Source organism: Devosia sp. 67-54 (assembly GCF_001899075.1).
In the GTDB taxonomy this organism is placed as follows: Bacteria; Pseudomonadota; Alphaproteobacteria; order Rhizobiales; family Devosiaceae; genus Devosia_A.
Window position 1 is genome coordinate 626762 of record NZ_MKVA01000011.1, and the last position, 22697, is coordinate 649458.

21 protein-coding genes and 1 pseudogene are annotated in these 22697 nt (G+C 68.9%); 10 read left to right on the forward strand and 12 right to left on the reverse strand.

What is annotated here, in order from left to right; all coding sequences use genetic code 11:
* Window positions 1-88: 88 nt before the first annotated feature.
* Complete coding sequence (locus BGO82_RS19935) at window positions 89-394, reverse strand: hypothetical protein (protein ID WP_291307372.1); 306 nt, start codon at window positions 392-394, stop codon at window positions 89-91.
* Between the two features lie 215 nt (window positions 395-609).
* On the opposite strand from BGO82_RS19935, the gene rbsK reads away from it, so the two are divergent.
* The 8 genes and pseudogenes from rbsK to iolE all read left to right on the forward strand — a co-directional run bounded on the left by rbsK (window position 610) and on the right by iolE (window position 8252).
* Window positions 610-1536, forward strand: a complete 927-nt coding sequence (gene rbsK, locus BGO82_RS19940; protein ID WP_291307373.1) for a ribokinase — start codon at window positions 610-612, stop codon at window positions 1534-1536.
* Between the two features lie 213 nt (window positions 1537-1749).
* Window positions 1750-2898: pseudogene (locus BGO82_RS19945) on the forward strand (extracellular solute-binding protein).
* Window positions 2895-3776, forward strand: coding sequence for an ABC transporter permease subunit (locus tag BGO82_RS19950; protein ID WP_291307374.1), 882 nt, complete (start codon window positions 2895-2897; stop codon window positions 3774-3776). Before BGO82_RS19945 ends, BGO82_RS19950 begins: the two are co-directional and overlap by 4 nt.
* A complete protein-coding gene (locus BGO82_RS19955; protein ID WP_291307375.1) occupies window positions 3776-4606 on the forward strand; it encodes an ABC transporter permease subunit in 831 nt (276 codons plus the stop codon). The genes BGO82_RS19950 and BGO82_RS19955 overlap by 1 nt, the downstream gene beginning before the upstream one ends.
* Window positions 4607-4636: 30 nt before the next feature.
* Window positions 4637-5686, forward strand: a complete 1050-nt coding sequence (locus tag BGO82_RS19960) for an ABC transporter ATP-binding protein (protein WP_291307376.1) — start codon at window positions 4637-4639, stop codon at window positions 5684-5686.
* The gene (locus tag BGO82_RS19965) at window positions 5683-6531 is read left to right on the forward strand and encodes a glycerophosphodiester phosphodiesterase family protein (protein WP_291307377.1); all 849 of its coding nucleotides are present in this window, start codon (window positions 5683-5685) and stop codon (window positions 6529-6531) included. The genes BGO82_RS19960 and BGO82_RS19965 overlap by 4 nt, the downstream gene beginning before the upstream one ends.
* Complete coding sequence (locus tag BGO82_RS19970; protein WP_291307378.1) at window positions 6524-7351, forward strand: inositol monophosphatase; 828 nt, start codon at window positions 6524-6526, stop codon at window positions 7349-7351. The genes BGO82_RS19965 and BGO82_RS19970 overlap by 8 nt, the downstream gene beginning before the upstream one ends.
* A 1-nt stretch (window position 7352) precedes the next feature.
* Window positions 7353-8252, forward strand: a complete 900-nt coding sequence (gene iolE, locus BGO82_RS19975) for a myo-inosose-2 dehydratase (RefSeq protein WP_291307379.1) — start codon at window positions 7353-7355, stop codon at window positions 8250-8252.
* Window positions 8253-8301: 49 nt separating this feature from the next.
* On the opposite strand, the gene BGO82_RS19980 is transcribed toward iolE, so the two are convergent.
* The 9 genes from BGO82_RS19980 to BGO82_RS20020 all read right to left on the reverse strand — a co-directional run bounded on the left by BGO82_RS19980 (window position 8302) and on the right by BGO82_RS20020 (window position 17505).
* Window positions 8302-9654 (reverse strand): cytochrome P450, encoded by a 1353-nt coding sequence (locus BGO82_RS19980; RefSeq protein WP_291307380.1) that lies wholly within the window; start codon window positions 9652-9654, stop codon window positions 8302-8304.
* A gap of 24 nt (window positions 9655-9678) precedes the next feature.
* Complete coding sequence (locus BGO82_RS19985) at window positions 9679-10032, reverse strand: helix-turn-helix transcriptional regulator (protein ID WP_291307584.1); 354 nt, start codon at window positions 10030-10032, stop codon at window positions 9679-9681.
* The gene (locus BGO82_RS19990; RefSeq protein WP_291307381.1) at window positions 9986-10834 is read right to left on the reverse strand and encodes a S1C family serine protease; all 849 of its coding nucleotides are present in this window, start codon (window positions 10832-10834) and stop codon (window positions 9986-9988) included. The genes BGO82_RS19985 and BGO82_RS19990 overlap by 47 nt, the downstream gene beginning before the upstream one ends.
* A gap of 79 nt (window positions 10835-10913) precedes the next feature.
* On the reverse strand, window positions 10914-12428 hold the full coding sequence (locus BGO82_RS19995) for an MFS transporter (RefSeq protein ID WP_291307382.1): 1515 nt from the start codon (window positions 12426-12428) through the stop codon (window positions 10914-10916).
* 12 nt (window positions 12429-12440) lie between these two features.
* Window positions 12441-13184: an ABC transporter permease gene (locus BGO82_RS20000; protein WP_291307383.1), complete on the reverse strand. Its 744-nt coding sequence runs from the start codon at window positions 13182-13184 to the stop codon at window positions 12441-12443.
* Complete coding sequence (locus BGO82_RS20005) at window positions 13181-14119, reverse strand: ABC transporter ATP-binding protein (protein ID WP_291307384.1); 939 nt, start codon at window positions 14117-14119, stop codon at window positions 13181-13183. Before BGO82_RS20005 ends, BGO82_RS20000 begins: the two co-directional genes overlap by 4 nt.
* Window positions 14116-15303 carry an ABC transporter permease gene (locus BGO82_RS20010; protein WP_291307585.1) on the reverse strand — a complete coding sequence of 396 codons (1188 nt, stop codon included), beginning with the start codon at window positions 15301-15303 and terminating at the stop codon, window positions 14116-14118. The genes BGO82_RS20005 and BGO82_RS20010 overlap by 4 nt, the downstream gene beginning before the upstream one ends.
* 46 nt (window positions 15304-15349) lie before the next feature.
* Complete coding sequence (locus BGO82_RS20015; protein WP_291307385.1) at window positions 15350-16261, reverse strand: ABC transporter substrate-binding protein; 912 nt, start codon at window positions 16259-16261, stop codon at window positions 15350-15352.
* A 320-nt stretch (window positions 16262-16581) separates the two neighbouring features.
* The gene (locus BGO82_RS20020; protein WP_291307386.1) at window positions 16582-17505 is read right to left on the reverse strand and encodes a helix-turn-helix domain-containing protein; all 924 of its coding nucleotides are present in this window, start codon (window positions 17503-17505) and stop codon (window positions 16582-16584) included.
* A 104-nt stretch (window positions 17506-17609) separates the two neighbouring features.
* Here BGO82_RS20020 and BGO82_RS20025 point away from each other — a divergent pair, with 104 nt between their 5' ends.
* Window positions 17610-18983 (forward strand): alpha-glucosidase/alpha-galactosidase, encoded by a 1374-nt coding sequence (locus tag BGO82_RS20025; RefSeq protein ID WP_291307387.1) that lies wholly within the window; start codon window positions 17610-17612, stop codon window positions 18981-18983.
* An 81-nt stretch (window positions 18984-19064) separates the two neighbouring features.
* The gene (locus BGO82_RS20030; protein ID WP_291307388.1) at window positions 19065-20003 is read left to right on the forward strand and encodes a Gfo/Idh/MocA family oxidoreductase; all 939 of its coding nucleotides are present in this window, start codon (window positions 19065-19067) and stop codon (window positions 20001-20003) included.
* A gap of 124 nt (window positions 20004-20127) precedes the next feature.
* Here the strand turns inward: BGO82_RS20030 and BGO82_RS20035 are convergent, their stop codons facing one another.
* The gene (locus BGO82_RS20035; protein WP_291307389.1) at window positions 20128-20826 is read right to left on the reverse strand and encodes an ABC transporter ATP-binding protein; all 699 of its coding nucleotides are present in this window, start codon (window positions 20824-20826) and stop codon (window positions 20128-20130) included.
* Window positions 20823-22688 (reverse strand): branched-chain amino acid ABC transporter ATP-binding protein/permease, encoded by a 1866-nt coding sequence (locus tag BGO82_RS20040; protein WP_291307390.1) that lies wholly within the window; start codon window positions 22686-22688, stop codon window positions 20823-20825. The genes BGO82_RS20035 and BGO82_RS20040 overlap by 4 nt, the downstream gene beginning before the upstream one ends.
* Window positions 22689-22697 lie beyond the last annotated feature (9 nt).

The window sequence follows — 22697 nt, forward strand, 5'->3', positions numbered from 1 at the left end:
TGACCCCGCGGCTCGATGCAGAGCCGGCGCGACCTGGCGCCCGAAAGCGGCTCCGCGGCCTTGATCGGCGCGGAGCCTTTTCGCTGCCTCAGTCGCGGGCCGTGGTGCGGCGGCGGTCGCAGATCATCGCCTGCAGATACTGCCCGCCCAGCACATAGGTCGTCTCGTCGACGTCGCGCACCGCATGCTGCCGCGTGTGGCCGAGCAATTGCCGCGCCCAGCGCAGGGCCAGCGACGCCTCTTCGCACGTGGCTGCCTCCCAGGCGCAATACACCGACACCATCAGCATCTCGACGCGCACGCTCTCCCAGGCGGCGGACGCCGCCACGACATCGGTCGGGCGCGAGGCATGCGGGACCGTGCACAAGGCGGCACTGTTTTCGGAAGACGACATGGCCGGACAGCTCTCCCCCAACTCTCCATCCGCGATCGAAACGGCGGCCCGGGCCCGGGACCGCAGTGGGCGACTGATACGACGGGACGGCGGCGCCGTCATCACCCAAATAGTGGACGAAAGGCAATAGCGATGGCCGCTGCGCCGCCTTGCCAGCCGCACCGTGCCATTGCTAGCGTTGTCATCGTTCGCGCGCGGAGGAGGCTCGCCTGACCATGCCGAAATCGGGTGTCGCCATCCTCGGCAGCTTCGTTGCCGACCTCGCCTTCCGCGCCCCCCGCCTGCCGGCGCTGGGCGAGACCATGATCGGCTCCGGTTTCAAGCTCGGGCCCGGCGGCAAGGGCTCGAACCAGGCGGTCGCCGCCGCCCGCGCCGGCGCGCGGGTGACTTTCATCAGCAAGGTCGGGCGCGACGATTTCGGCCGCGTGGCGCGCGCCACCTGGCGGCAGGAGGGCATCGTCGACGCGGTGCTCGACAGCGACGGCGCCCCCACCGGCGCCGCCTTCATCTACGTCAACGACCGCACCGGCGAAAACGCCATCATCGTCGTGCCCGGCGCCGCCATGGCCATCACTCCGGCCGACGTCGATGCCGCCGCGGACGCCATCCGCAACGCCGCCGTCTTCGTCACCCAGCTCGAGCAGCCGGTCGACGCGGCGCTGCGCGGCCTCGAGATCGCGCGGGCCGCGGGCGTCGTGTCCGTGTTCAACCCGGCGCCGGCCGAGCCGGTGCCCGACGCGCTCTATCCGCTCTGCGACTACGTCACCCCGAACGAGACCGAGGCGGCGCTGCTCACCGGCGTCGCCGTGACCACGCTCGACGACGCGCGCCGCGCCGGCGACGTGTTCCTGCGCAAGGGTGTCGGCACCGCGCTCATCACCCTGGGCGAGAACGGCGTATTATTGCACGGCAAGGCCGCCTCGCTGCACGTGCCCGCCTTCGCCGCCGGCCCGGTGGTCGAAACCGCCGGCGCCGGCGATGCCTTCAATGGCGGCTTCGCGGCGGCGCTGGCGCGCGGCGATGCGCCCGAGGCGGCGGCCCGCTTCGGCTGCGCCGTCGCCGGCCTTTCCGTCACCCGGCCGGGCACCGCGCCCTCGATGCCGACCCTCGCCGAAGTCGAGGCGCTGCTCGCCCGCCGCTGAAATCCCCGGTTGCGTCGCCGGCCTTCACACCGCTGTCACAGGCTTGCCGTCTAACCGGGGCGCTCGCTGCGCGGAACAAAACGCGCATCGAGGGGTCATAATGGAATTTTCCATCCATTTTCCCCTTGCCAGCGGCTGAGCGGGGGTTACTGTCCCGTCAAGGTCGGCAAGGATCGATCGGTCCGGACAATCCGGCAGCCAAGGGAGTGAAACATGAAACGTCGCGACTTCATCATCTCGGCAGGCGCCATGGCCGCAGGTGCGACCCTGCTGCCGAAGGCGGCCTTCGCCGAGGCCAACAGGATCGACTGGTACACGAGCTCGGACCAGAACATCCTCGATTTCTGGACCAATATCGTGAAGCCCAAATTCGAGGCGGCCAATCCCGGCGCCACGATCAACCTCGTCGATGGCGGCGACAATGCCGGCGTGCTGGCCATCGCCCAGCGCGCCCAGGCGGCGCTGGCGTCCAAATCCGATCCGCAGGCCGACATGGTCGAGGGCTTCGACACCCGCCTGCCCGACGGCGGCATCGCGGCCGGGCTGTGGGTCGATTTCAGCAAGGCCGGGCTGTCCAACTACGGCAAGATCAACCCGCTTGCCTTCGACGTGCCCACCAGCCTGCCGTATCGCGGCAGCTAGGTGCTGCTCGCCTACGACACCACCAAGCTGAAGCCGGAAGACGCCCCCAAGACCTGGGACGCCCTCGTCGCCTGGATCAAGGCCAATCCCGGCCAGTTCATCTACAACCGCCCGGACAAGGGCGGCGCCGGCGGCAATTTCGTGCGTCGCGCCATCTGGGAAGTGAACGGGCGCGATCCCAGCAAGTTCACCATCGACAACTACAAGGAGTTCGGCGACAAAGCCCTGCCGCCTGCCTGGGAGCTGCTCAAATCGCTGGCTCCCTCGATGATGGATCAGGGGGCCTACACCTCGGGCAACACCCAGTCGATCCAGCTCCTGAGCCAGGGGGCCGTCACCATGGTTCCGGCCTGGTCGGATCAGGCTCTGCAGGCCATCTCCACCGGCGTTCTGCCCGAGACCACCGGGCTCGTGCAGCTCACCGACCTGGCGCTGGCCGGCGGCTTCACCAAGATCGGCGTGTTCACCAATGGCGTGAACAAGGACCTCGCGCTGAAGCTGTGCGATTTCGTTCTCACCGAGGAGATCCAGTCGGCGGTGATCACCGAGCTCGGCGGCTTCCCCGGCGTGTCGTGGGACTATGTGAGCAAGGAGCTCCACGACAAGTACAAGGATGTGATTCCCGCCTCGATCCCGGTGTTCCCGTCGGGTGACTGGGAGAAGAACATCAACGACGGCTGGTATCGCAACGTCGCGCCGAACGTGGACCGCAGCAAGTGAGTCTAAGCCCGACGAGCGATATCGTCGGCGCATCGAAAAAGAGCGGGGGGCTGATCGGCCTCCTGCTCGTTGCTGTGCCGGTGCTGCTGATTGGCTGGATGATCATCTATCCCATCATCGCCGCGGTGATCACCACGCTGTGGCTGCGCAACGACGCCGGCGCCTATGTCTTCTCCACCCAAACCTACCGCTTCTTCTTCACCGATGGCTACAGCCTCGCCAACCTCGGCCTGACGCTATGGACCACGGTGGTGTGCGCGATCATCCTGCTTGTCGTCTGCCTGCCGATCGCGCTCTATCTGCGCTTCGCCACCGGCCGGCTCGCCGTCTATGTGCAGGGGCTGGCCATCTTCCCGCTGTTCGTGCCTTCCATCATTCTGAGCTACGCCTTCATCCGCGTGCTCGGGCCGAACGGCATGCTCGACATCCTGCTCAACGCCGCGCATCTGCCCAAGATCCGTTCGCCCTATCTCACCCCCTGGGGGCCGGTGATCGGCCTCGTCTGGGACCATATCCCACTCACCGTGCTGATCCTCATGGCCGGTCTCGGCTCGGTCTCCGACGCCTCCATCGAGGCTGCCAAGGACGTCGGCGCAGGGCCGGTGACGCGGCTGTGGTACATCATCCTGCCGCGCATCTCGAACTCCATCCTGGTTGCCGCCTCCTTCGCCGTGCTCGGCATCTTCTCGGCCTTCACGCTGCCCTATGTGCTCGGCCCGGCCGCGCCGGAAATGATGGGCCCGTTCATGCAGCGCACCTTCCGCGACCTCTACGATCCGCCCAACGCCATCACCCAGGCGGTGGTCTCGTTCGGCTTCTGCATCGTGTTCGGCCTGTTCTACGTGCGCTCCGTCGTGCGCAACCAGAGGGCCCGCTGATGGCCGCCGCGACGACCTATCGCGAGCCTCGCCGCGTCGACTGGGCCGGCATCGGCTTTGCCGTGGTGCTTACCCTGTGCATCATCCTCCCGCTGCTCGTCGTCGGCACCTGGGCCTTCGCCAATGTCTGGCGCTACCCCTCGGTGCTGCCGCAGGAATTCGGCCTGCGCTACTGGAACGCCACCCTGGCGCGTGCCGATGTGTGGACCGCCATCACCACCTCGATCTCGCTGGCGGTGGTGGTCACCCTGATTTCGGCGATCATCTGCCTGCCGGCGGCGTTCGCCTTCGCCCGCCTGCAATTCCCCGGCCGCTCGATCCTGTTCTTTTCCTTCCTCGCCGGCCAGGCCTTTCCGAAATTCGGCCTGCTCGTCGCCATCGCCGGCATCTTCCTGCAGCTCAACCTCATCGGCAATTTCTGGGGCGTGGTGCTGATCCAGCTCGTCGGCACGCTGCTGTTCATGATCTGGATCCCGGTCGCCGCCTTCCAAGGCGTCGACCGCCGCATGGAGGAGGCGGCGCGCGACGTGGGCGCCAGCCCGCTGCGCGTCTTCTGGTCGATCACCCTGCCGCAGGCCGGCCCGACCATCGGCGCGGCGGTGCTGCTCACCTTCGTCAACACCTTCTACGAGACCGAGGGCGCCTGGCTGATCGGCGCCCCCGCCATCCGCACCATGCCGGTGCTGATGATCTCGTTCATCAACAACCAGCCGGTCATCCAGTACGGCGCGGTGCTGTCCGTGCTGCTGTGGATCCCGTCCTTCTTCGCGCTGCTGTTCGCGCGCCGCGTCATCAGCGGCGGCTCGTTCGCGCGCGGCTTCGGCGCCTAGGCGCCGCGTTTCAGCTCCGGAAAGGCAGCAATGGCAGTTCTCGACATCAAGGGCGTCAGCAAGTTCTTCGGCAGCGCGGTGCGGGCGGTCGACGATTTCGATCTGACCGTCGGCAATGGCGAACTGGTGTGCCTGCTCGGCCCCTCGGGCTCGGGCAAATCGACGCTGCTGCGTATGATCGGCGGCTTCGAGACGCCCAGCGCCGGCTCCATCACCATCGACGGCGACGAGGTGATCCACCTGCCGCCCGAGCGCCGTCCCACCGGAATGGTGTTCCAGAGCCATGCGCTGTGGACGCACATGAACGTGTTCAAGAACCTCGCCTTCGGCCTGAAGCTGCGCCGCCTGCCGGCCGACGAGATCAGGCGCAAGGTCGAGGACGTGCTGAAGCTGGTCGGTCTCACCGGCTACGGCACGCGCCAGACGCACCAATTGTCCGGCGGCCAGCAGCAGCGCGTGGCGCTCGCCCGCTCGCTGGTGCTCGAGCCCAAGATCCTGCTGCTCGACGAGCCCTTCGCCAGCCTCGACCAGCACCTGCGCGAGCGCCTGCGCGAAGAGGTCCGCGACATCCAGCAGCGCATGGGCATCACCACGCTGTTCGTCACCCACGGGCAGGACGAGGCGCTGTCCATGGCCGACCGCATCGTCGTCATGCGCGACGGCCGCATCGAGCAGGTGGCGGCCCCCGACATGCTCTACCGCGAGCCGGCGACGCCGTTCGTGGCCGGCTTCATCGGCACCATGAATCTGATCGAGGGCGAGGTGAAGGGCGGCAAATTCGTGCGTGCGAGCTTCAGCCATCCGCTGCCCATCGCCGACGGCCCGGCGATCTTCGCCGTGCGCCCCGAGGCGCTCGCCATCGCCCCGGCGACCGGCGAGGGAGCCGCCAGGATCCACCGCGTCACCGACTACGGCACGCACGGCCTCGTCGATCTCGAGCTGCCCGACGGCACGCGGCACAAGGCCATGGTGTCCGAAGCCCGCGACTGGAAAGCCGGCCAGCCGGTGACGCTGGCGCCGCGCGCCTTCGCCGCCTATCGGGACAATGCCGTCGCCTACCGCTCCAGCACCGCATCATGAGCGATCCCGTCTCGGTGACCCGCAACGGCCACCGCACCTTCTTCAAATGGCACCGCGCCCGCCGGCGCGGCAGCGACCCGGTGTTCACCGGCCGCCGCATCCTCGAGGGCATGGCGCTGGGGGCCAGCGTCGAGGTCGACCTCGTGCGCCATCGCGACAACGGCCTGGCGGTGCTGCACGATCATCTGTCGATCGAGCGCGAGACCACCGGCAGCGGCCCGTCCATCGCCCATGGCGCGGCCGAGTTGCGCGCCCTGCATCTGCGCGGCAATGACGGCGCCCCCATCGCCGACCACGTGATGCTGCTCGAGGACCTCTGCGCCCTGCTGGCCCAAACGCCGCCGCATCCCGAGGCGCTGCTGCAGCTCGACTACAAGGAGGGGCAGGGCCCCCTGCCGCTCGAGGTGGTCGCCGCCTTTGCGCGCAGCGTCGGGCCGGTGGCGCGCAACATGATCGTCTCCTCCGGCGAGGCCGATTCGGTGCGGCTGCTGGCCGACGCCACCCCCGGCCTCCACATCGGCTACGATCCGTGCCATGGCGAGGCGCTCGACCATCTGCAGGTCACCGGCGACTTCGTCGGCTTCGTCGAGGCCGCGCTCGAGGACTCGCCGAACGCCGAGATGATCTACCTCGCCTACGAGGTCGTCCTTGCGGCCGACGACGCCGGCTTCGACATCGTCGGCGCCTTCCACGGCGCCCACCGCCGCATCGACGCCTATACCCTCAGGACCAGCGACGCGGCGACCGGTGCGATCGCCGAGCGTCTCATCGGGCTGGGCGTCGACCAGATCACCACCGACGATCCCGAAGGGCTCGCCGTGCTGCTCGGAGCGACCGATGGCTGAAAACTACGACCCGATCCTCGCCGACATGGTGGCCGTGGCGCGTGAGGCCGGCGCCCTCACTCTCGCGCATTTCCAGCGCTTCCGCGAGCTCGAGATCGGCATCAAGGGGCCGGCCGATTTCGTCTCCGACGCCGACCGCGAGTCCGAGCAGCTCATCCGCAAATATCTGTTCTCGCGCTATCCCGACTGGAGCTTCACCGGCGAGGAGTTCCCGCCCGTCGACGGCGCCGACCGCGAGCACCGCTGGCTGGTCGATCCCATCGACGGCACCACCAATTTCATCAACGGCCAGCACTACACCATCTCGATCGCGCTGCGCCGCGGCAACGAGACGGTGTGCGGCGCGCTCTACAACCCCGTCGCCGACGAGATGTTCACCGCCATCAAGGGCCGCGGCGCCTTCCTCAACGGCCGGCGCCTCGAAGTCAGCGAGAAGACCGATGTCGGCCTGATGGCCATCGGCACCAGCATTCCGACCAGCCAGCGCGCCACCTGGCCCGGCTTCTACGACCATCTCGCGGCCATCGCCGAGCAGGTGGGCGGCGTGCGCACCGTCGGCAGCTCCGCCAATTCCTGCGCCTATGTCGCCTGCGGCCGCCTCACCGGCTATTACGAGGAATCCGGTCTCGTCGACTGGGCCGTCGGCGTGCTGCTGGTGCAGGAGGCGGGCGGCATCGTCACCGACTGGTGGGGCCGTGGACCGGAGTTCTACGAAAAGACCGGCATCGTCATCGTCGCCAACCGGGCGACGCACGCCTTCCTGCTCGACCAGCTCCAGGACCTGCCGCCGATCGACGACAAGCCCGGAAAAGCGACATGACATGAGCGTGCGCATCGGCATCAACCCGATCGGCTGGGTCAATGATGGCGATCCGAGCCTGGGCGCCGCCACGACGCTCGACACCATCCTCACCGAGATGCATGAAGCCGGCTTTGCCGGCACCGAGCTCGGCAACAAATATCCGCGCGCCGCCGCAACGCTCGGCCCCATCCTCGCCCAGCACCGGCTGGCGCTGGTCTCGGGCTGGTACAGCGGCAAATGCCTCGAGCAGGAGGTCGAGGCCGAATACGCGGCGGCGCTGCCGCATCTGACGCTGCTGCGCGACCTCGGCAGCACCGTCGTGGTCTATGCCGACACCTCCGGCGACCGCGACGGCATCAGCCGCTTTCCCGTGTCGCAGCGGCCGCGCCTCAACGACACCGACTGGCCCGCCTATGGCCGCAAGCTCACCGCGCTCGCCGACAAATTCGCCGCCTTCGGCGTGCGCATGGCGGTGCACCACCACATGCAGACCATCATCGAGACCGATCACGAGATCGACCAGTTGATGGCCCACACCGGCCAGAGCGTCGGGCTGCTGTTCGACACCGGTCATTGCGTCTTCGCCAAGGGCGACCCGGCGGCGCTGCTCGCCCGTCATATCGGCCGCGTCAACCACGTGCACTGCAAGGACATCCGCCGCCCCGTGCTGGAGCGCGCCTGGGCTGAGGACATGAGCTTCATGGGCGCGGTGCTGGCGGGCATCTTCACCGTCCCCGGCGACGGCTCGATCGATTATCCGCCGCTGCTGCGGCGGCTTGCCGATGCCGGCTATGCCGGCTGGCTGGTGGTCGAAGCCGAGCAGGATCCGGCCACGGCGCATCCGCTGACCTACGCCACGATGGGCTACACCAACCTCCGCCGCATGGTCGAAGCGGCGGGCTTCACCGTCAGTCCCTGAAAGCGCCACGCACAAGCGGAAGGTCGGCATCGCCGGCGCCGGGCTGAGTTCAGCCGCGGCGGCTGATCCGCATCGGCATCGCGTGCGCCGGCTGCACGGTGATCTTCTGCACCGGCTCCGGCGCCCGCTCGCCGGCATAGTCGAAGCGCAGGTGCCGCATCAGCGCCGCGAGCGCGATGACGCCTTCCTGCATGGCGAAAGACTGTCCGATGCAGACGCGCGGCCCGAGCCCGAACGGTATGTACTGGTAGCGCTGCAGCGCCCCGCGCTTGTCGGGCAGAAAGCGCGACGGCACGAATTCGGTCGGGCGCGACCAGAGCCGCCTATGCCGGTGCACGATCCACGGCATCACCAGCACCGAGGCACCCCTGGGAACCCGGTGCTCGCCCACCACATCGTCGGCGAGCGCCGCGCGGTTGAGCGAGGGCGCCGGCGGATAGAGCCGCATCGCCTCCTCGAACGCCGCGCGGGTGTAGGGGAGCCTGTCCGTCCAGCCATGGGGCTCGGGGTCGGCGAAATCGTGCGCGTCGAGCTCGGCCTCGACCCTCGTCCGCTCCTCCGGCGCCTGGCTGAGCAGGTACAGCGTCCAGCCCAGCGCCCGCGCCGTGGTCTCGTGCCCGGCGCCGATGAAGGTGATGATGTTGTCCTCGATCTCGGCGCGGCTCAGCCCCTCGGCCCCGAGCAGCAGCGTCAGCAGGTCGCGCGGCGCCGCCGCCTTGTCGCGCCGCAGCAGCGCCTGCCGCCGCTCGATCGTCGCGGCGATGAGGTCGCGGAAATAGCCGAGCGAGCGCTGCCCCAGCAGCCGCATCACGCGCGGCACATAGGCCGGCGCGTCGAGCACGTCCATCGGGTCCACCCGGCCCATGGTGCGCAGCAGCCTGGCGGTGGCGCGCGCGAACGCCTCGGGATCGCCGGCGATGTCGCCGGTGAACAGCGTCGCCTGCAGCACGTTGAAGGTCAAAAGCGTCATCTGCCGCGCGATGTCGACGGTCTCGCCGGCGCTGTCGGTAAGGCCCACCGCGAAGCGCTGCGACCGCTGCAGGATGGTGCCGGCGAGGCTGGCCGTGTTGCGCGGCGAAAACACCGGCGCCAGCGACCGCCGCGTCCGCTTCCACAATTCGCCCTCGGCCGTCAGCAGCCCGTCGCGCAGGATCGGCCGCAGCACCCGCTGCCGCAGCGGCTGCATGCCGTAGGTCCTGGCATTGTCCACCATCACGTGCCGGATGGCGGCCGGGTCGCTGACGATGAAGGTCGGCACGCCCAGCCATTCGCTCCTGATCACCGGCTGCTCGAACGCCGCCTCCGACCAGATGGCGAGCGGATTGCGCGCCATCGTCCACACGAATTCGACCGCATTGAGCGGCCGGCGATGCGGCTGCGGCGCAGGCGGATGAAAATTCATGGCCCGAGCATACGCCTCCCGGCGTCAGAGGGCGATCAGCCCTTCGCGCAGGATGATCGCCACGGCGTCGGCGCGGTTGCGGGCGCCGACCTTGTCCAGCACGGCGGTGACGTGGAATTTCGCGGTGTGCACCGAAATGTCGAGCGCCCGGGCGATGAGCTTGTTCGAGGCGCCTTCGAGCAGCAGCGCCGCGACCTGCTGCTCGCGTGCGCTGAGCCGCGGCCGCTCGCCGTGGTCGGTCGGCGGCAGCACCGTGTAGCCGGCCTCGAGCAGCAGCGCGATGGCGTCGGCGACGGCCGGATCGGCAGCCGCCAGCAGCGCGCCGGCGGGGCTAGCCGCGCGGCCGTTCGACGAGGATGACGTCGATGTCGCTTGCATTGCCGCCACGAAGCACTCCCAGTTTCACATTGGCGTTGACGCTGCCCGACGCCAGCCGGCTGGCGATGCCGCCCACCGAGCTGACCGCCTCGCCGTTCCATGTGGTGATCACATCGCCGACCAGCAACCCGGCTTTCGCCGCCGGACTGCCGTCTTCGACGCCCAGCACGATGGCGCCTTGCCCGACCGCATGCAGCATCACGCCCAGCCAGCCGCGCGGCACATAGCCTTTCTCCGACAATGTGGCGACAGCGCGGGCGATCGTCGAGGTGGGAATCACAAGTGTGCGACGCCGCGGCCCCGACACCGCCATGCCGATCAGCGCGCCGTCCGGCGCCACCACCGCGGCGCCTTCGCTGCGCGCGCCGAGCCGCAGCGCCAGATGCAGGCGCGCGTCGATGTCGCCGCCGCGCAGGCTCCGCCAGGCCGGGCCGACCTCGCTGACCGAGGTGAGGCTCGCGAGCAGCGAGCCCTCGCCGCGCCCCGCGAGCAGCGCCAGCGATGCCGGCAGCACCGCGCCCGCCGCCGTCCAGTCGGCGACATCGGGGGTGTCGAGCTTGAGCAGCGCCACGTCGGTGGAGGGGTCGCGGCCGGCGATCGCCGCCTTGGCGCTGGAGCCGCCGTCGAACAGCACCTCGACCTCGTCCTCGCCGTCGAGCCCCTCCTCGGAGGTGACCACGAGCCCCCGCCGCCAGATGAAGCCGCTGAGGGCGCGGCCGCCGCCGCGGATGGCGACGATGCGGTGCCCGATATCGGCGGCGAGCGACGACGCGGCGGTGGACAGGTCGGCGAGCAGGGACATGGCGCAAGGCCCTTTTGGTTCAAGGCCCCGTGAAGGTGCGCGCCCGCCGGGCCGCCCGAAAGCCGCCCAGATGGGCAGGTCAGCCGGCCGCGCTGTCGGCTTTGCCGCCCGCCTTGCCGTGCGACTTGCCTTTGTGCGCCTGCGTGGTCCAGGCGACCGCCGCCGACAGCGCCGCGAGGCCTGCCGTCACATAGGCGATGGTGGCGAAGGCCCGGTCGGTCGCGGCCACCCGCGCCGTCTCGGCGTCGGCGGGCAGCGGCTGCGGCGGCGCCAGCCCGAAGCTGCTGCCGGCCGGCAAATTGCCGGCCCCGGCGAACACCCAGGCGGCGAGCGCCCCCATCATCGCCACCGCGAACAGCCCGGCGACGCGCGCCACGGCGTTGTTGATGGCCGAGGCGGTGCCGGTGTCGCGGTCGGCGACCGAGGTCATCACCGCGGTCGACACCGGCCCGGCGACGAAGCTCAGCCCGAAGCCGAACACCACCATCAGCGGCAGCACCGCGAACCAGGCGCTGTGCAGCCCCGCCGTGAGCCCGAGGCCGGCAAAGGCGATGCCGATCACCACCGCGCCGAAGGTCAGCACCGGCGCGGGGCCGAAGCGATCGGTCATCCGTCCGGCGAAGGGCGACAGCAGCGACAGGCAGATGCCGACCGGCAGCATCACCAGCGACACCACCGCCGGCGACACCGCCCAGCCGGCGATCATCGTCATCGGCAGGTAGAACGAGATTGCAGCAAGGCCGAAATACAGCCCGAGCGTCAGCCCCTGCGCGCCGGAAAAGCCCTTGTCGGCAAACAGCGACAGCGGCAGCATCGGCGCCTTGCTGCGCCTCTCCCAGTAAAGGAACAGCGCGAGCACCGCGAGGCCGCCCACGAGGTAGGGCCAGAACCGCCCGCCCTCGCTGTCGATGAAGGCCAGCGAGATCAGCAGCAGCGCCACCGTCACCGTCACCGCGCCCAGCACGTCGAGGCGGCGTCCGCTTTCGGGCTGGTCGGCCGGGACCTGCGCCAGCAGCAGGGCGATCGCCGCGCCGCCCAGCGGCAGGTTGAGCGCAAAGATCAGCCGCCAGCTCCAGTCGCCCAGCCAGGTGAGCAGGAACCCGCCGATCACCGGGCCGAGCAGCGTCGTCAGCGACGAGGCGGCGGCCCAGATGCCGATGGCGCCGCCGCGCGCGTCCTTGGGGTAGGCCTTGGCGATGATGGCGAGGCTGCCCGGCACCATGAACGCCGCGCCGGCGCCCTGGATGGCGCGCGCCGCGATCAGCAGCGGCGGATTGGGCGCCAGCGCCGAGCCGATCGAGGCGACGACGAACACCGAGATGCCGGCGACGAACACGTTGCGCAAGCCGTAGCGGTCGCCCGCCGCGCCGCCGAGCAGCAGCAGCGACGACAGCGTCAGGAGGTAGGCGTTCGACACCCATTGCGCGTCGGCCAGCGAGGCATCGATGCTGGCGCGGATGGCAGGCGTTGCGATCGAGGTCACCGAGCCGTCGATGAACCCCATCGCCGAGGCGAGGATCGCCGCCACCAGCACGAAGATGCGCTTGCCGTCCGGTACGAACGGGGCGTCGGCCGTCGCGTTGCTGTCGCTCATCGCTGCTCTCCTTCAGCGCACCCGCAGGCCGCTGCGCGCCGCGAGCTGCCGCTCCAGCGCCCGCAGCCCATCGTAGATCAGGATCGCCAGGATGCCGACCACCAGCCCGCCCTGCGCCACGAAGGCGAGGTTGCTGTTGATCAGCCCGGCGATGATCGCCTCGCCCAGCGTGCTCGCCGCCACCGTCGAGCCGATGGTGGCGGTGCCGATCGAGATGGTCACCGACAGCCGGAGGCCGGCCAGGATCAGCGGCAGCGCCAGCGGCAATTCGATCTGCACCAGCCGCTGCCACTCGGTCATGCCGGTGCCGCGCGCCGCCTCCTCGATGTCGGGCGGAATGGTGGTGAGGCCGGTGAGCGCATTCTCGAAGATCGGCAGGAGCCCGTAGAGGAACAGCGCCACCAGCGTCGGCGCGGTGCCGAAGCCGAGCACCGGCACGGCGAGCGCCAGCACCGCCACCGGCGGAAACGTCTGCCCGGTATTGCTCAGCATGCGCGACAGCGGCAGGAATTCGGCGCCGGCCGGTCGCGTCACCACGATGGCGAGCCCCACCGCCACGATGCTCGCCGCCAGCGTCGCGATCAGAACGATCAGCAGATGGTTGAGCGTCAAATTCAGCAGCGAGTTCTGCGTGTAGATGGGCGGCTGCCCGTTCTGCGTCAGCGGCGCGAAGACGAAGGCGAAGCTCTGCGGCGTCACGAGGAACGCCACCAGCAGCACCAGCACCACGATGCGGACGGCGATCCCGGGCTTCATCTGTGCCGGGCCGCCTGTGCGATCACGGTCTGCAGCGTGACCCGCCCGATCACCTCGCCCTTGTCGTTGGCGACCGGCAGCGCGTCGCGTCCGGTCCACAGCGTTTCCTCCAGCACGTCGCGCAGCGAGGTGCTGTCGGCGATGGGCGCGCCGCTGGCCGGGCCGGGCTCGACGAAATCGCGCACCGGCCGGAACGACAGCAGCCGGAACGGCCGCTCGCCGCTGCCCAGCAATTCGCCGACGAACGCCGTCGCCGGATGCACCACCAGTTCGTCGGGCCGCGCATATTGCAGCAGCCGCCCGCCCTCCATCACCGCGATGCGGTCGCCGAGCTGCATCGCTTCGTTCATGTCGTGCGTCACCAGCACGATGGTGGTCCCGAGCCGCCGCTGGATGGCGCGCAGATCGCTCTGCGCCTTGGCGCGGATGATCGGATCGAGCGCCCCGAACGGCTCGTCCATCAGCAGCACCTTCGGCGCCGCCGCCAGCGCCCGCGCCACGCCCACGCGCTGCTGCTGCCCGCCCGACAGCGCCCCCGGCAGGCGGTCACGATAGGTCGCCGGATCGAGCTGGAACAGCGTCAGCAATTCGTCGACGCGCGCGCCGATCTTCGCCCGGTTCCAGCCCAGCAGCCCGGGCACCGTGGCGATGTTCTGCCCCACCGTGCGGTGCGGGAACAGCCCGTGCCCCTGGATGGCGTAGCCGATCTGCCGGCGCAGCACATAGGCTGGCCCCGCATGCGTGTCGCGCCCGTCGATCAGCACGCGGCCGCTGTCGGGCTCGATCAGCCGGTTGATCATCCGGAGCAGCGTGGTCTTGCCCGAGCCGGAGGTGCCGACCACCGCCACGATCTCGCCGTCGCCGACGCTCAGCGACACGTCGTCGACCACGCGGCCGCCCTCGAAGCTCTTGCTCAGATGCTCGATCTCGATCATGCGGCTTGTTCCCTGCGCGACACCATCTCCACCACCGCATCGAGGATGGCGCCGGCGGCGAAGGCCAGCGCCACCGTCGGCACCGCGCCCAGGAGCACCAGATCCATCGCCGTCTGCCCGACGCCCTGGAACACGAACACGCCGAAGCCGCCGCCGCCGATCAGCGCCGCCACCGTCGCGAGCCCGATGTTCTGCACCAGAACGATGCGGATGCCGGTGAGGATCACCGGAAAGGCGAGCGGCAGCTCGATCTGCAGCAGCCGCTGCCTGCCGGTCATGCCCATGCCACGCGCCGCCTCCTCGGTTTCGGGCGGCACGCCGTCGAGCCCGGCCACGGTGTTGGCCACCACCGGCAGCAGCGAATAGAGGAACAGTGCCAGCATCGCCGGGGCGATGCCGATGCCGGCGATGCCCAGCGCCGCCGCCCCCGGCACGCTCGCCGCGATCCAGGCGAGCGGCGCGATCAGCAGGCCGAACAGCGCGATGGAGGGAATGGTCTGCACCGCGTTGAGCACGTTGAGGATGACCGCTCGCAGCGGCAGCACGCGGTCGCAGACGATGCCGAGCGGGATGCCCACCACGATCGCCGCCAGCAGCGAGCCCAGCGCCAGCACCAGATGCGTTCCCGCCTCGCGCCAGAAGCTGTCGGCGCGGTTGGCGTATTCGCGCAGGACTGAAAGATCGTTCCACAGGCCCGACCACAGGATCGCCGCGATCACGGCGGCGATGGCCGCGAGCAGGCCGATGCGCGTCCACGGCTTGAGCTTCAGCCGTGCCACCGCGTCCGACGCCATCAGCGCATAGGCCAGCGTCAGCAGCCAGAAGCCGGTGGCCGGCGAGGTGCGCGAAATCTTGTCGCCGGCGGGCGTAAGAAAACGCGCCGCATCGCCGATGGCGATGGCCAGCGCCAGCAGCGCCGCGAGGCTGATCAGCAGCCGGAAGCGCGGCGCCAGCCGCATCAGCGCCATCGCCGCCGCGGCCGCCAGCACGCTGCCGACCAGCGCCAGCTCCCAGCCGGGCAGGGCATCGGGCAGCCCCACGCCGGTGCCCGGCACGATGCGGTTGGCGCGAAAGCCGGCGAACGGCGTCAGCGCGCCGGCGACCGCCAGCACCGCGACCACGAGGCCGAGCCGGTCGAACGGGAGGCGGGATCGCGCGGGTGACGCTGCTGCGGCGAGGGCCATGGGGAGGGAGACGGGCATGAAACCGCCCGTCTCGTCCAGTGCGATGTTACTTGAGGAAGCCGTTCTGCTTCAGCCAGTCGAAGGCCACGGCCTTGGCGCCTTCGCCGCCCACCTGGATGCGGCCGTTGAGCGTCTGCAGCGTGGTCAGGTCGAGCTTGGCGAACACCGGCGCCAGCAAATCCTTGATCTGCGGGTATTGCTGCAGCACCGCCTCGCGGATGATCGGCGCCGGCTGGTACACCGGCTGCACGCCCTTGTCGTCTTCGAGCACCACGAGGCCGGACGGCGCGATGCCGCCATCGGTGCCATAGACCATCGCGGCGTTGACCCCGTCGGTCTGGTTGGCCGCCGCCGCGATCGTCGCCGCGGTGTCGCCGCCCGACAGCGTCACCAATTGCTCGGGCTTCAGCGTGAAGCCGTACACCTGCTCGAACTTCGGCAGCGCCGCCGGCGAGCTCACGAACTCCGCCGAGGCGGCGAGCTTCACCTGGCCGCCGCCGGCGACCCATTTGCCGAAATCGGAGAAGGTCACCAGCTTGTTCTGCTCGGCGACGTCCTTGCGCAGCGCGATCGCCCAGGTGTTGTTGGCCGGCGCCGGAGCGAGCCAGACGATCTTGTTGGCGTCGTAGTCGAGCTTTTTGACCGCGTCATACGCCTTCTGCGCGTCGTTCCATTCCGGATCGTCCGCCTTGTTGAAGAAGAAGGCGCCGTTGCCGGTATATTCGGGATAGATGTCGATCTGCCCGGCAATGATCGCCGAACGCACCACCGAAGTGGCGCCGAGCTGGATCTTTTCGGTCACCGGAACGTTGTTCGCCTGCAGCACCTGCGAGATGATGTTGCCCAACAGGCCACCTTCGGTGTCGATCTTGGACGATACCACCACCTGGGCATTGGCCATGCCGGCCGTAAGGACGACGGCGAGGCCGGCAGCAGCGAGCTTTGTCAGAAAACGCATGGTTGGTCTCCCTTGATGTCCCGGCTCAAGGGCCGGACGCTTGGACGTTGGCGGAGCGGAACGGCCCCATGCTCAAAACCGGCGCGGGCGCAGAATGTTCCGGAAAAGATGCTCTCTTAGCCCCGCCGGAGATGCAAGGCGCATCCCGTCGATGTGAAATAGGCGCCCGAGACCGTGTTGAAAGGCCCCCAATGCCGCCGGGGAGCCTTTCGCAAACAAGGGGTTGACTCGAGTCGCGTGGGCGCACGGCCGCATGTAGTTGTCAGCCTTCCTGTCAGCCATTGCGAGGCGGACCGGAATGCCGGTCCAGCGCAGCCCGCTCAGCCCTGGTGCAGATAGGTGGCGCGCATTTCGCGCGGCGTCACGCCATAGGCGGTGCGGAACTGGTCGTAGAACTGGCTCAGCGAGTTGAAGCCGCTGGCATAGGCCACGTTCTCGATCGACAGCTCGCCCTCGAACAGCAGCGCCCGCGCCCGGATCAGCCGCATGCGCACCACGAATTTGTGCAGCGACACGTTCATCACCGAGCTGAACAGGCTGAGCGCATAATTGGGATGCAGCCCCACCACGTCGGCCAAATCCTCCGAGCGCAGCGGTTCGCCCAGATGCTCGAGCACGTGCTTGACCATCGCCACCACATAGCGCAGCGGCGTCGCCGCCTTGGTGCTGGGCGTCACCGCCTCGATCCAGGGCGGCAGGATCTCGTCCCAGCCGGTCACCGCGGCGCGGCGCAGCATCAGCGCGATCTCGGCGCGCAGGATGTCGCCGCGCTCGGCGTCGCCGCGCCGGTAGTCGTCGTACCAGCGGTGCAGCGTGTCGCTGCCGATGGCGTCCGCCGCAAGCGCGATCACCCCGCCGCCCATCATCGTGTCGGTGAGCTTGCCGAGATTGGGCATGTGCAGGAACGCATCGAGCGGCAGGTAGACGTTGCACTGCCGGCTGTCGCCCGCCGGCCCGCGATCCACCGCCACCGTGCGGTGCGGGATGCCGGCCCAGAACATCACCAGCCGCCGCGACGGCGCCAGCACGTCGCGTCCGTCGATGACGTAGCGCATGGCCCCGTCGGTCAGCCAGTTGAGCTCGATATGGCCGTGGAAATGCTCGCGTGCCATCACCACCGGATCGAACCAGCGGATGCCGAAGCGGCCGAAGGCCGGGTTCTGCGCGTAGAATTTGCGGTCGGGACGCGGCACGGGGGCCGGCGCGACGGGGCGTTTCGGGCTGGCGGCGGACGGGGCGGGCATTTCGAGAAAAACCGGAAAACTCGCTTAGGATGCCGGATTGCGGGGCAGGCGGCAAGAGCTAGGGTCGCGCCACGTCCGGCGCAGCGCCGGCAGAGGAAACACCCATGCCCAGCCCCAAGATCACCTTCATCGGCGCCGGCTCGACCGTGTTCATGAAGAACATCGTCGGCGACGTGCTGCAGCGCGACGCCCTGCGCGACGCCCGCATCGCGCTGATGGACATCAATCCCGAGCGGCTCGAGGAGAGCGCGGTGATCGCCGGCAAGCTGGTGCAGACGCTCGGCACCAAAGCCACGGTCGAGACCTTCGCCGACCAGCGCCGCGCCCTCGAGGGCGCCGATTTCGTCGTCGTCTGCTTCCAGATCGGCGGCTACGATCCCTGCACCATCACCGATTTCGAGGTGCCCAAACGCCTCGGCCTGCGCCAGACCATCGCCGACACGCTGGGCCTCGGCGGCATCATGCGCGGCATCCGCACCGTGCCGCATCTGTGGAAGATCTGCGAGGACATGCTCGCGGTCTGCCCCGAGGCGATCATGCTGCAATACGTCAACCCGATGGCCATCAACACCTGGGCCATCGCCGCGAAATACCCGGCCATCAGGCAGGTGGGCCTCTGCCATTCGGTGCAGGGCACCGCGCACGAGCTGGCGCGCGATCTCGACATCGATCCGGCGACGCTGCGCTATCGTGCCGCCGGCATCAACCACATGGCATTCTACCTCGAATTCGAGCAGCGCCAGCCCGACGGCAGCTACCGCAACCTCTATCCCGACCTGCTGCGCGCCTATCGCGAGGGCCGGGCGCCCAAGCCCAACAGCTGGAACGCCCGCTGCCCCAACAAGGTGCGCTACGAGATGCTGACCCGGCTCGGCTATTTCGTCACCGAGAGCTCCGAGCATTTCGCGGAATACGTGCCGTGGTTCATCAAGGAGGGCCGCGACGATTTGATCGAGAAATACGGCATTCCGCTCGACGAATATCCCAAACGCTGCGTTGAGCAGATCGCCCGCTGGAAGCGCGAGGCCGAACGCTACAAGACCGCCAACACCGTGGAGGTGAAGACCAGCCACGAATACGCCTCCGAGATCATGAACTCGCGCTGGACCGGCCAGCCCTCGGTGATCTACGGCAACGTGCGCAACACCGGCCTTGTCACCTCGCTGCCCGAGGGCTGCGCCGTCGAGGTGCCGTGCCTTGTCGACCAGAGCGGCATCCAGCCCACCCATATCGGGGCGCTGCCGCCGCAGCTCACCGCGCTGATCCGCACCAATGTCAACGTGCAGGAGCTGACCGTCGCCGCGCTCATGACCGAGAACCGCGAGCACATCTACCACGCCGCCATGCTCGACCCGCACACGGCGGCCGAGCTCGACCTCGACCAGATCTGGCAGCTCGTCGACGATCTGCTGGTCGCCCACGACCGGTGGCTGCCCGAATGGGCCCGCATCGCCCCGGGCCGCGTCGCCGCCGAGTAGCTGTCTGACACGCCGGCGGGTGCTTGATCATGAACGCAAAGCCGTGACACAACCCGCCGACCCGTGAATGTGGAGAGTGTTATGGGCAAGCGCAGGATCGCCGTCATCGGCGTGGGCAAGATCGCCGTCGACCAGCATCTGCCGGTGATCGACCGCTCGGACGACTTCAAGCTCGCCGCCACCGTGTCGGGCCGCCTCGTCGCCCACAACGGCCTGCCGGTGTTCAAGACCGCGGCCGAGCTCTACAGGGCGCTGCCCGAAATCGACCTGGTCGCCATCTGCACCCCGCCGGGCGTGCGGCATGCCTATGTCCGCGAGGCGCTCGACGCCGGCAAGGACGTGCTGATGGAAAAGCCACCGACCCCGACCATCTCCGAGCTCGACGACCTCGTCGCCTACGCCAAGAAGAAAAAGCGCGTGCTCTTCCAGACCTGGCACAGCCGCTACAACGAAGCGGTCGACGCCACCAGGAAGATCGTCAAGCGCGACGGCGTGAAATCGGTGCGCATCGACTGGCGCGAGAGCGTGCGCAAATGGCACCCGGGCCAGGACTGGGTGTGGCAGCCCGGCGGCTTCGGCGTCTGCGATCCGGGCATCAACGCGCTGTCGATCTTCACCAAGGTGCTGCCGTTCCCGGTGTTCGTCGACAGCGCCAGCCTGCGCTTTCCGTCCAACCGGCAGACCCCGGTCGACGTCGAGATCAAGTTCAAGTCGTCGGAGCCGAACCAGCCCGAGATGTCGGCCGGCTTCAACTGGCTCGAGGAATCGGGCGAGATCTGGACCATCCGCATCGTCACCGGCCGCGGCGACGAGCTGAAGCTCGAAAACGGCGGCCGCAAGCTCGTGGTCAACGGCGCCACCACCATCGAGAACCCCGACAACGAATACGAGCAGATCTACGCCCACTTCGCCAAGCTGCTGAAGAAGCGCAAATCGGACGTCTCCGACGCCCCCCTGCGGCTGGTCGCCGACGCCTTCCTGCTGGGGGCGAGGGAGAATGTCGACGAGTTCCACTGGTAGGGTAGGGCACGTCCCCTCCGCACCGACCGGGTGTCATCCCCGCGAAAGCGGGGACCCAGCCTTCACCTTGCGCAAGCGGCCAGGTGGGTCCCCGCTTTCGCGGGGATGACACGCAACGGAGTGTCTACACCCCGACATACCGCGCCAGGATCTCCGGCGAGGCCTTGAGCTCGGTGCTGCTGCCGTCGAACGCCACGTGGCCGTTGTTGAGGATGTAGGCGCGGCTGGCGATCGACAGCGCCGCGGCGATGTTCTGCTCGACGATGATGATCGTCTGCCCGTCCGCCGCCAGCCGCTCGCACACCGCCAGCAGGTCGCGCACGATGATCGGCGCCAGGCCCTCGAACGGCTCGTCGAGCAGCAGCACTTTCGGGCTGCGCGTCAGCGCCCGGGCGATCGCCAGCATCTGCTGCTCGCCGCCGCTCAGATCGGTGCCGCGGCTCATCCGCCGCTCCTTGAGCCGCGGGAACATCTGATAGATGCGCTCGAGCGGCCAGGCCGATTTCGCCGTCAGCCCCGCCAGAACGATGTTCTCTTCGACGTTGAGGCTGCCGAAGATGCGCCGCTCCTCGTGCACCAATTGCATGTCGGCCAGCGCGATGGTGTGGCTCTTGCGCCCGGCCAGCTCCTGGCCGTCGAGCCGCACCGAGCCGGTGCGCGGCGTCACCACGCCCATCAGGCTCTTGAGCGTCGTGCTCTTGCCGGCGCCGTTGCGCCCGAGCAGCGCCACCACCTCGTTGCGCTCCACCTTGAGCGCCACATCGAACAGGATGTGCGAGTCGGCGTAATAGGTGTTGAGCCCTTCGACTTCGAGCAGGCTCATGCGTGTGCCAGCGTGCCGTGCACGCCCCCCAGATAGGCGTCCTGAACCAGCGTATTGCTCTTGATCTGTTCGGGCGTGCCCTCGACCAGCACCTTGCCCTCCTGCAGCACCGTCACCTGCCCCGCCAGCTCGAACAGCGAATCCATGTCGTGGTCGATGACCACCAGGGTGCGCCCCTGGCCGATCGATTTCAGCAATTGCACCGTCTCCGCCCGCTCGGTGGGGCTCATGCCGGCCAGCGGCTCGTCGAGCAGCAGCAGGCTCGGCCGTGTCGCCAGCGCCAGCCCCACTTCCAGCCGCCGCTTTTCGCCATAGGCGAGCTCGGCCACCGGCGTGTCCGGCCGCTGCGTCAGGTTCACCAGCTCGAGCGTGTGGTCGACCTGCTCGGTGAGCCCGGGAATGCGCTTGAGGCTGCGGAACAAATCGAGTCGGAAGCGGCCGCGCAGCGCCGCCAGCGCCGCGATGGTCAGGTTCTCGCGCACCGTCAGCCGGTTGAACAGCTGATTGATCTGGTAGCTCTTGGTGAGCCCGAGCTGGCACACATCGGCCACCGCCATGCCGGTGATGTCGCGGCCGTCGAACACGATCTTGCCCGAGCTCGGCTTCACCTCGCAGGTCAGCATCTTGAAGAACGTGCTCTTGCCCGCCCCGTTCGGCCCGATGATGCCGCGCAGCTCGCCCTGGCGCACCGAGAAGTCGATGTCGCTGTTGGCGACGATGCCGCCATAGCGCTTGGAGAGCCCCGACGCCTCGAGGATGATGCCGGCCGGCTCCTGCGGCGCCGGCGCCCGCGGCGTTGCCGCGACCGCCGCCGGTGTTGTTGCGACGGGAACCGCCGCCGCCGGCGGCGCCGCTGCGGCCTGCGCCGCCGCCGCTGCGCGCTTCGCCTTGCAGCCGGTGAGCAGCCCCCAAAGGTCGTCGAGGCCACCGATGAGGCCGCGCCTCAGGCCGCACACCAGCACCACGAAGATGATGCCGAGCACCAGCTTCCAGGCGGCGCCGAGGCCGGTGGACGATTGCAGGAAGTCCTGCAGGAACAGCCACACCGCCGCGCCCAGCAGCGGCCCGAACAGCGTGCCGGTGCCGCCGATCGCCGCCTGCATCACCAATTGCCCGGAGGTGCCGAAGGTGAAGGCGTCGGGCGGCATGAACGCCTGCAGCACGCCCAGCATGCCGCCGGCGAACCCGGCATAGGCGGCCGCCACCACGAAGGCGGTGAGCTTGTAGCCGTGGATGTTGTGGCCGACGGCCGAGGCGCGCAGCGGGTTCTCGCGGATCGCCCGGAAGATGGCGCCCACCGGCGAGCGCACGATCCTCAGCGCCACCACGATGCCGATGAAATAGCAGACGGCGAAGAACTGGTAGAGCGACCAGCCGGTGCTGAAATCGAGGTCGAGCGAGCCGAGGTGGAAATGCGGCGTCGGCACGCCCGGCAGGCCGTTTTCGCCGCCGGTCCACTCGGCCAGCGGGTTGAACTCGACGAAGTAGAACACTTCGGCGATCGCCACCGTGATCATGGCGAAATAGATGCCGGTGCGCCTCAGCGCGATGAGGCCGATGAGGTAGCCGACGACGGCCGCCACCACCATGCCCAGCACCAGCGCCAGCACCACGCTGGGGAAGCCCAGCCGGGTCAGGATGTAGGCGGCGAAGAAGCCGCCGGTGCCGAAGAACGCCGACTGGCCGAACGACAGCAGGCCGGTGAAGCCGAACAGGATGTCGAAGCCGATGCCGAACAGCCCCCACACCAGCACGCGGTTGACGGTGTCGGGCGAGGCGCCGATCCAGCCCAGCACGAACGGCGCGAGCACCAGTCCGACGAGGGTCAGCAGTTCGACGAGGAACGGATGGTGTCTGAGCATCGGTGCTGG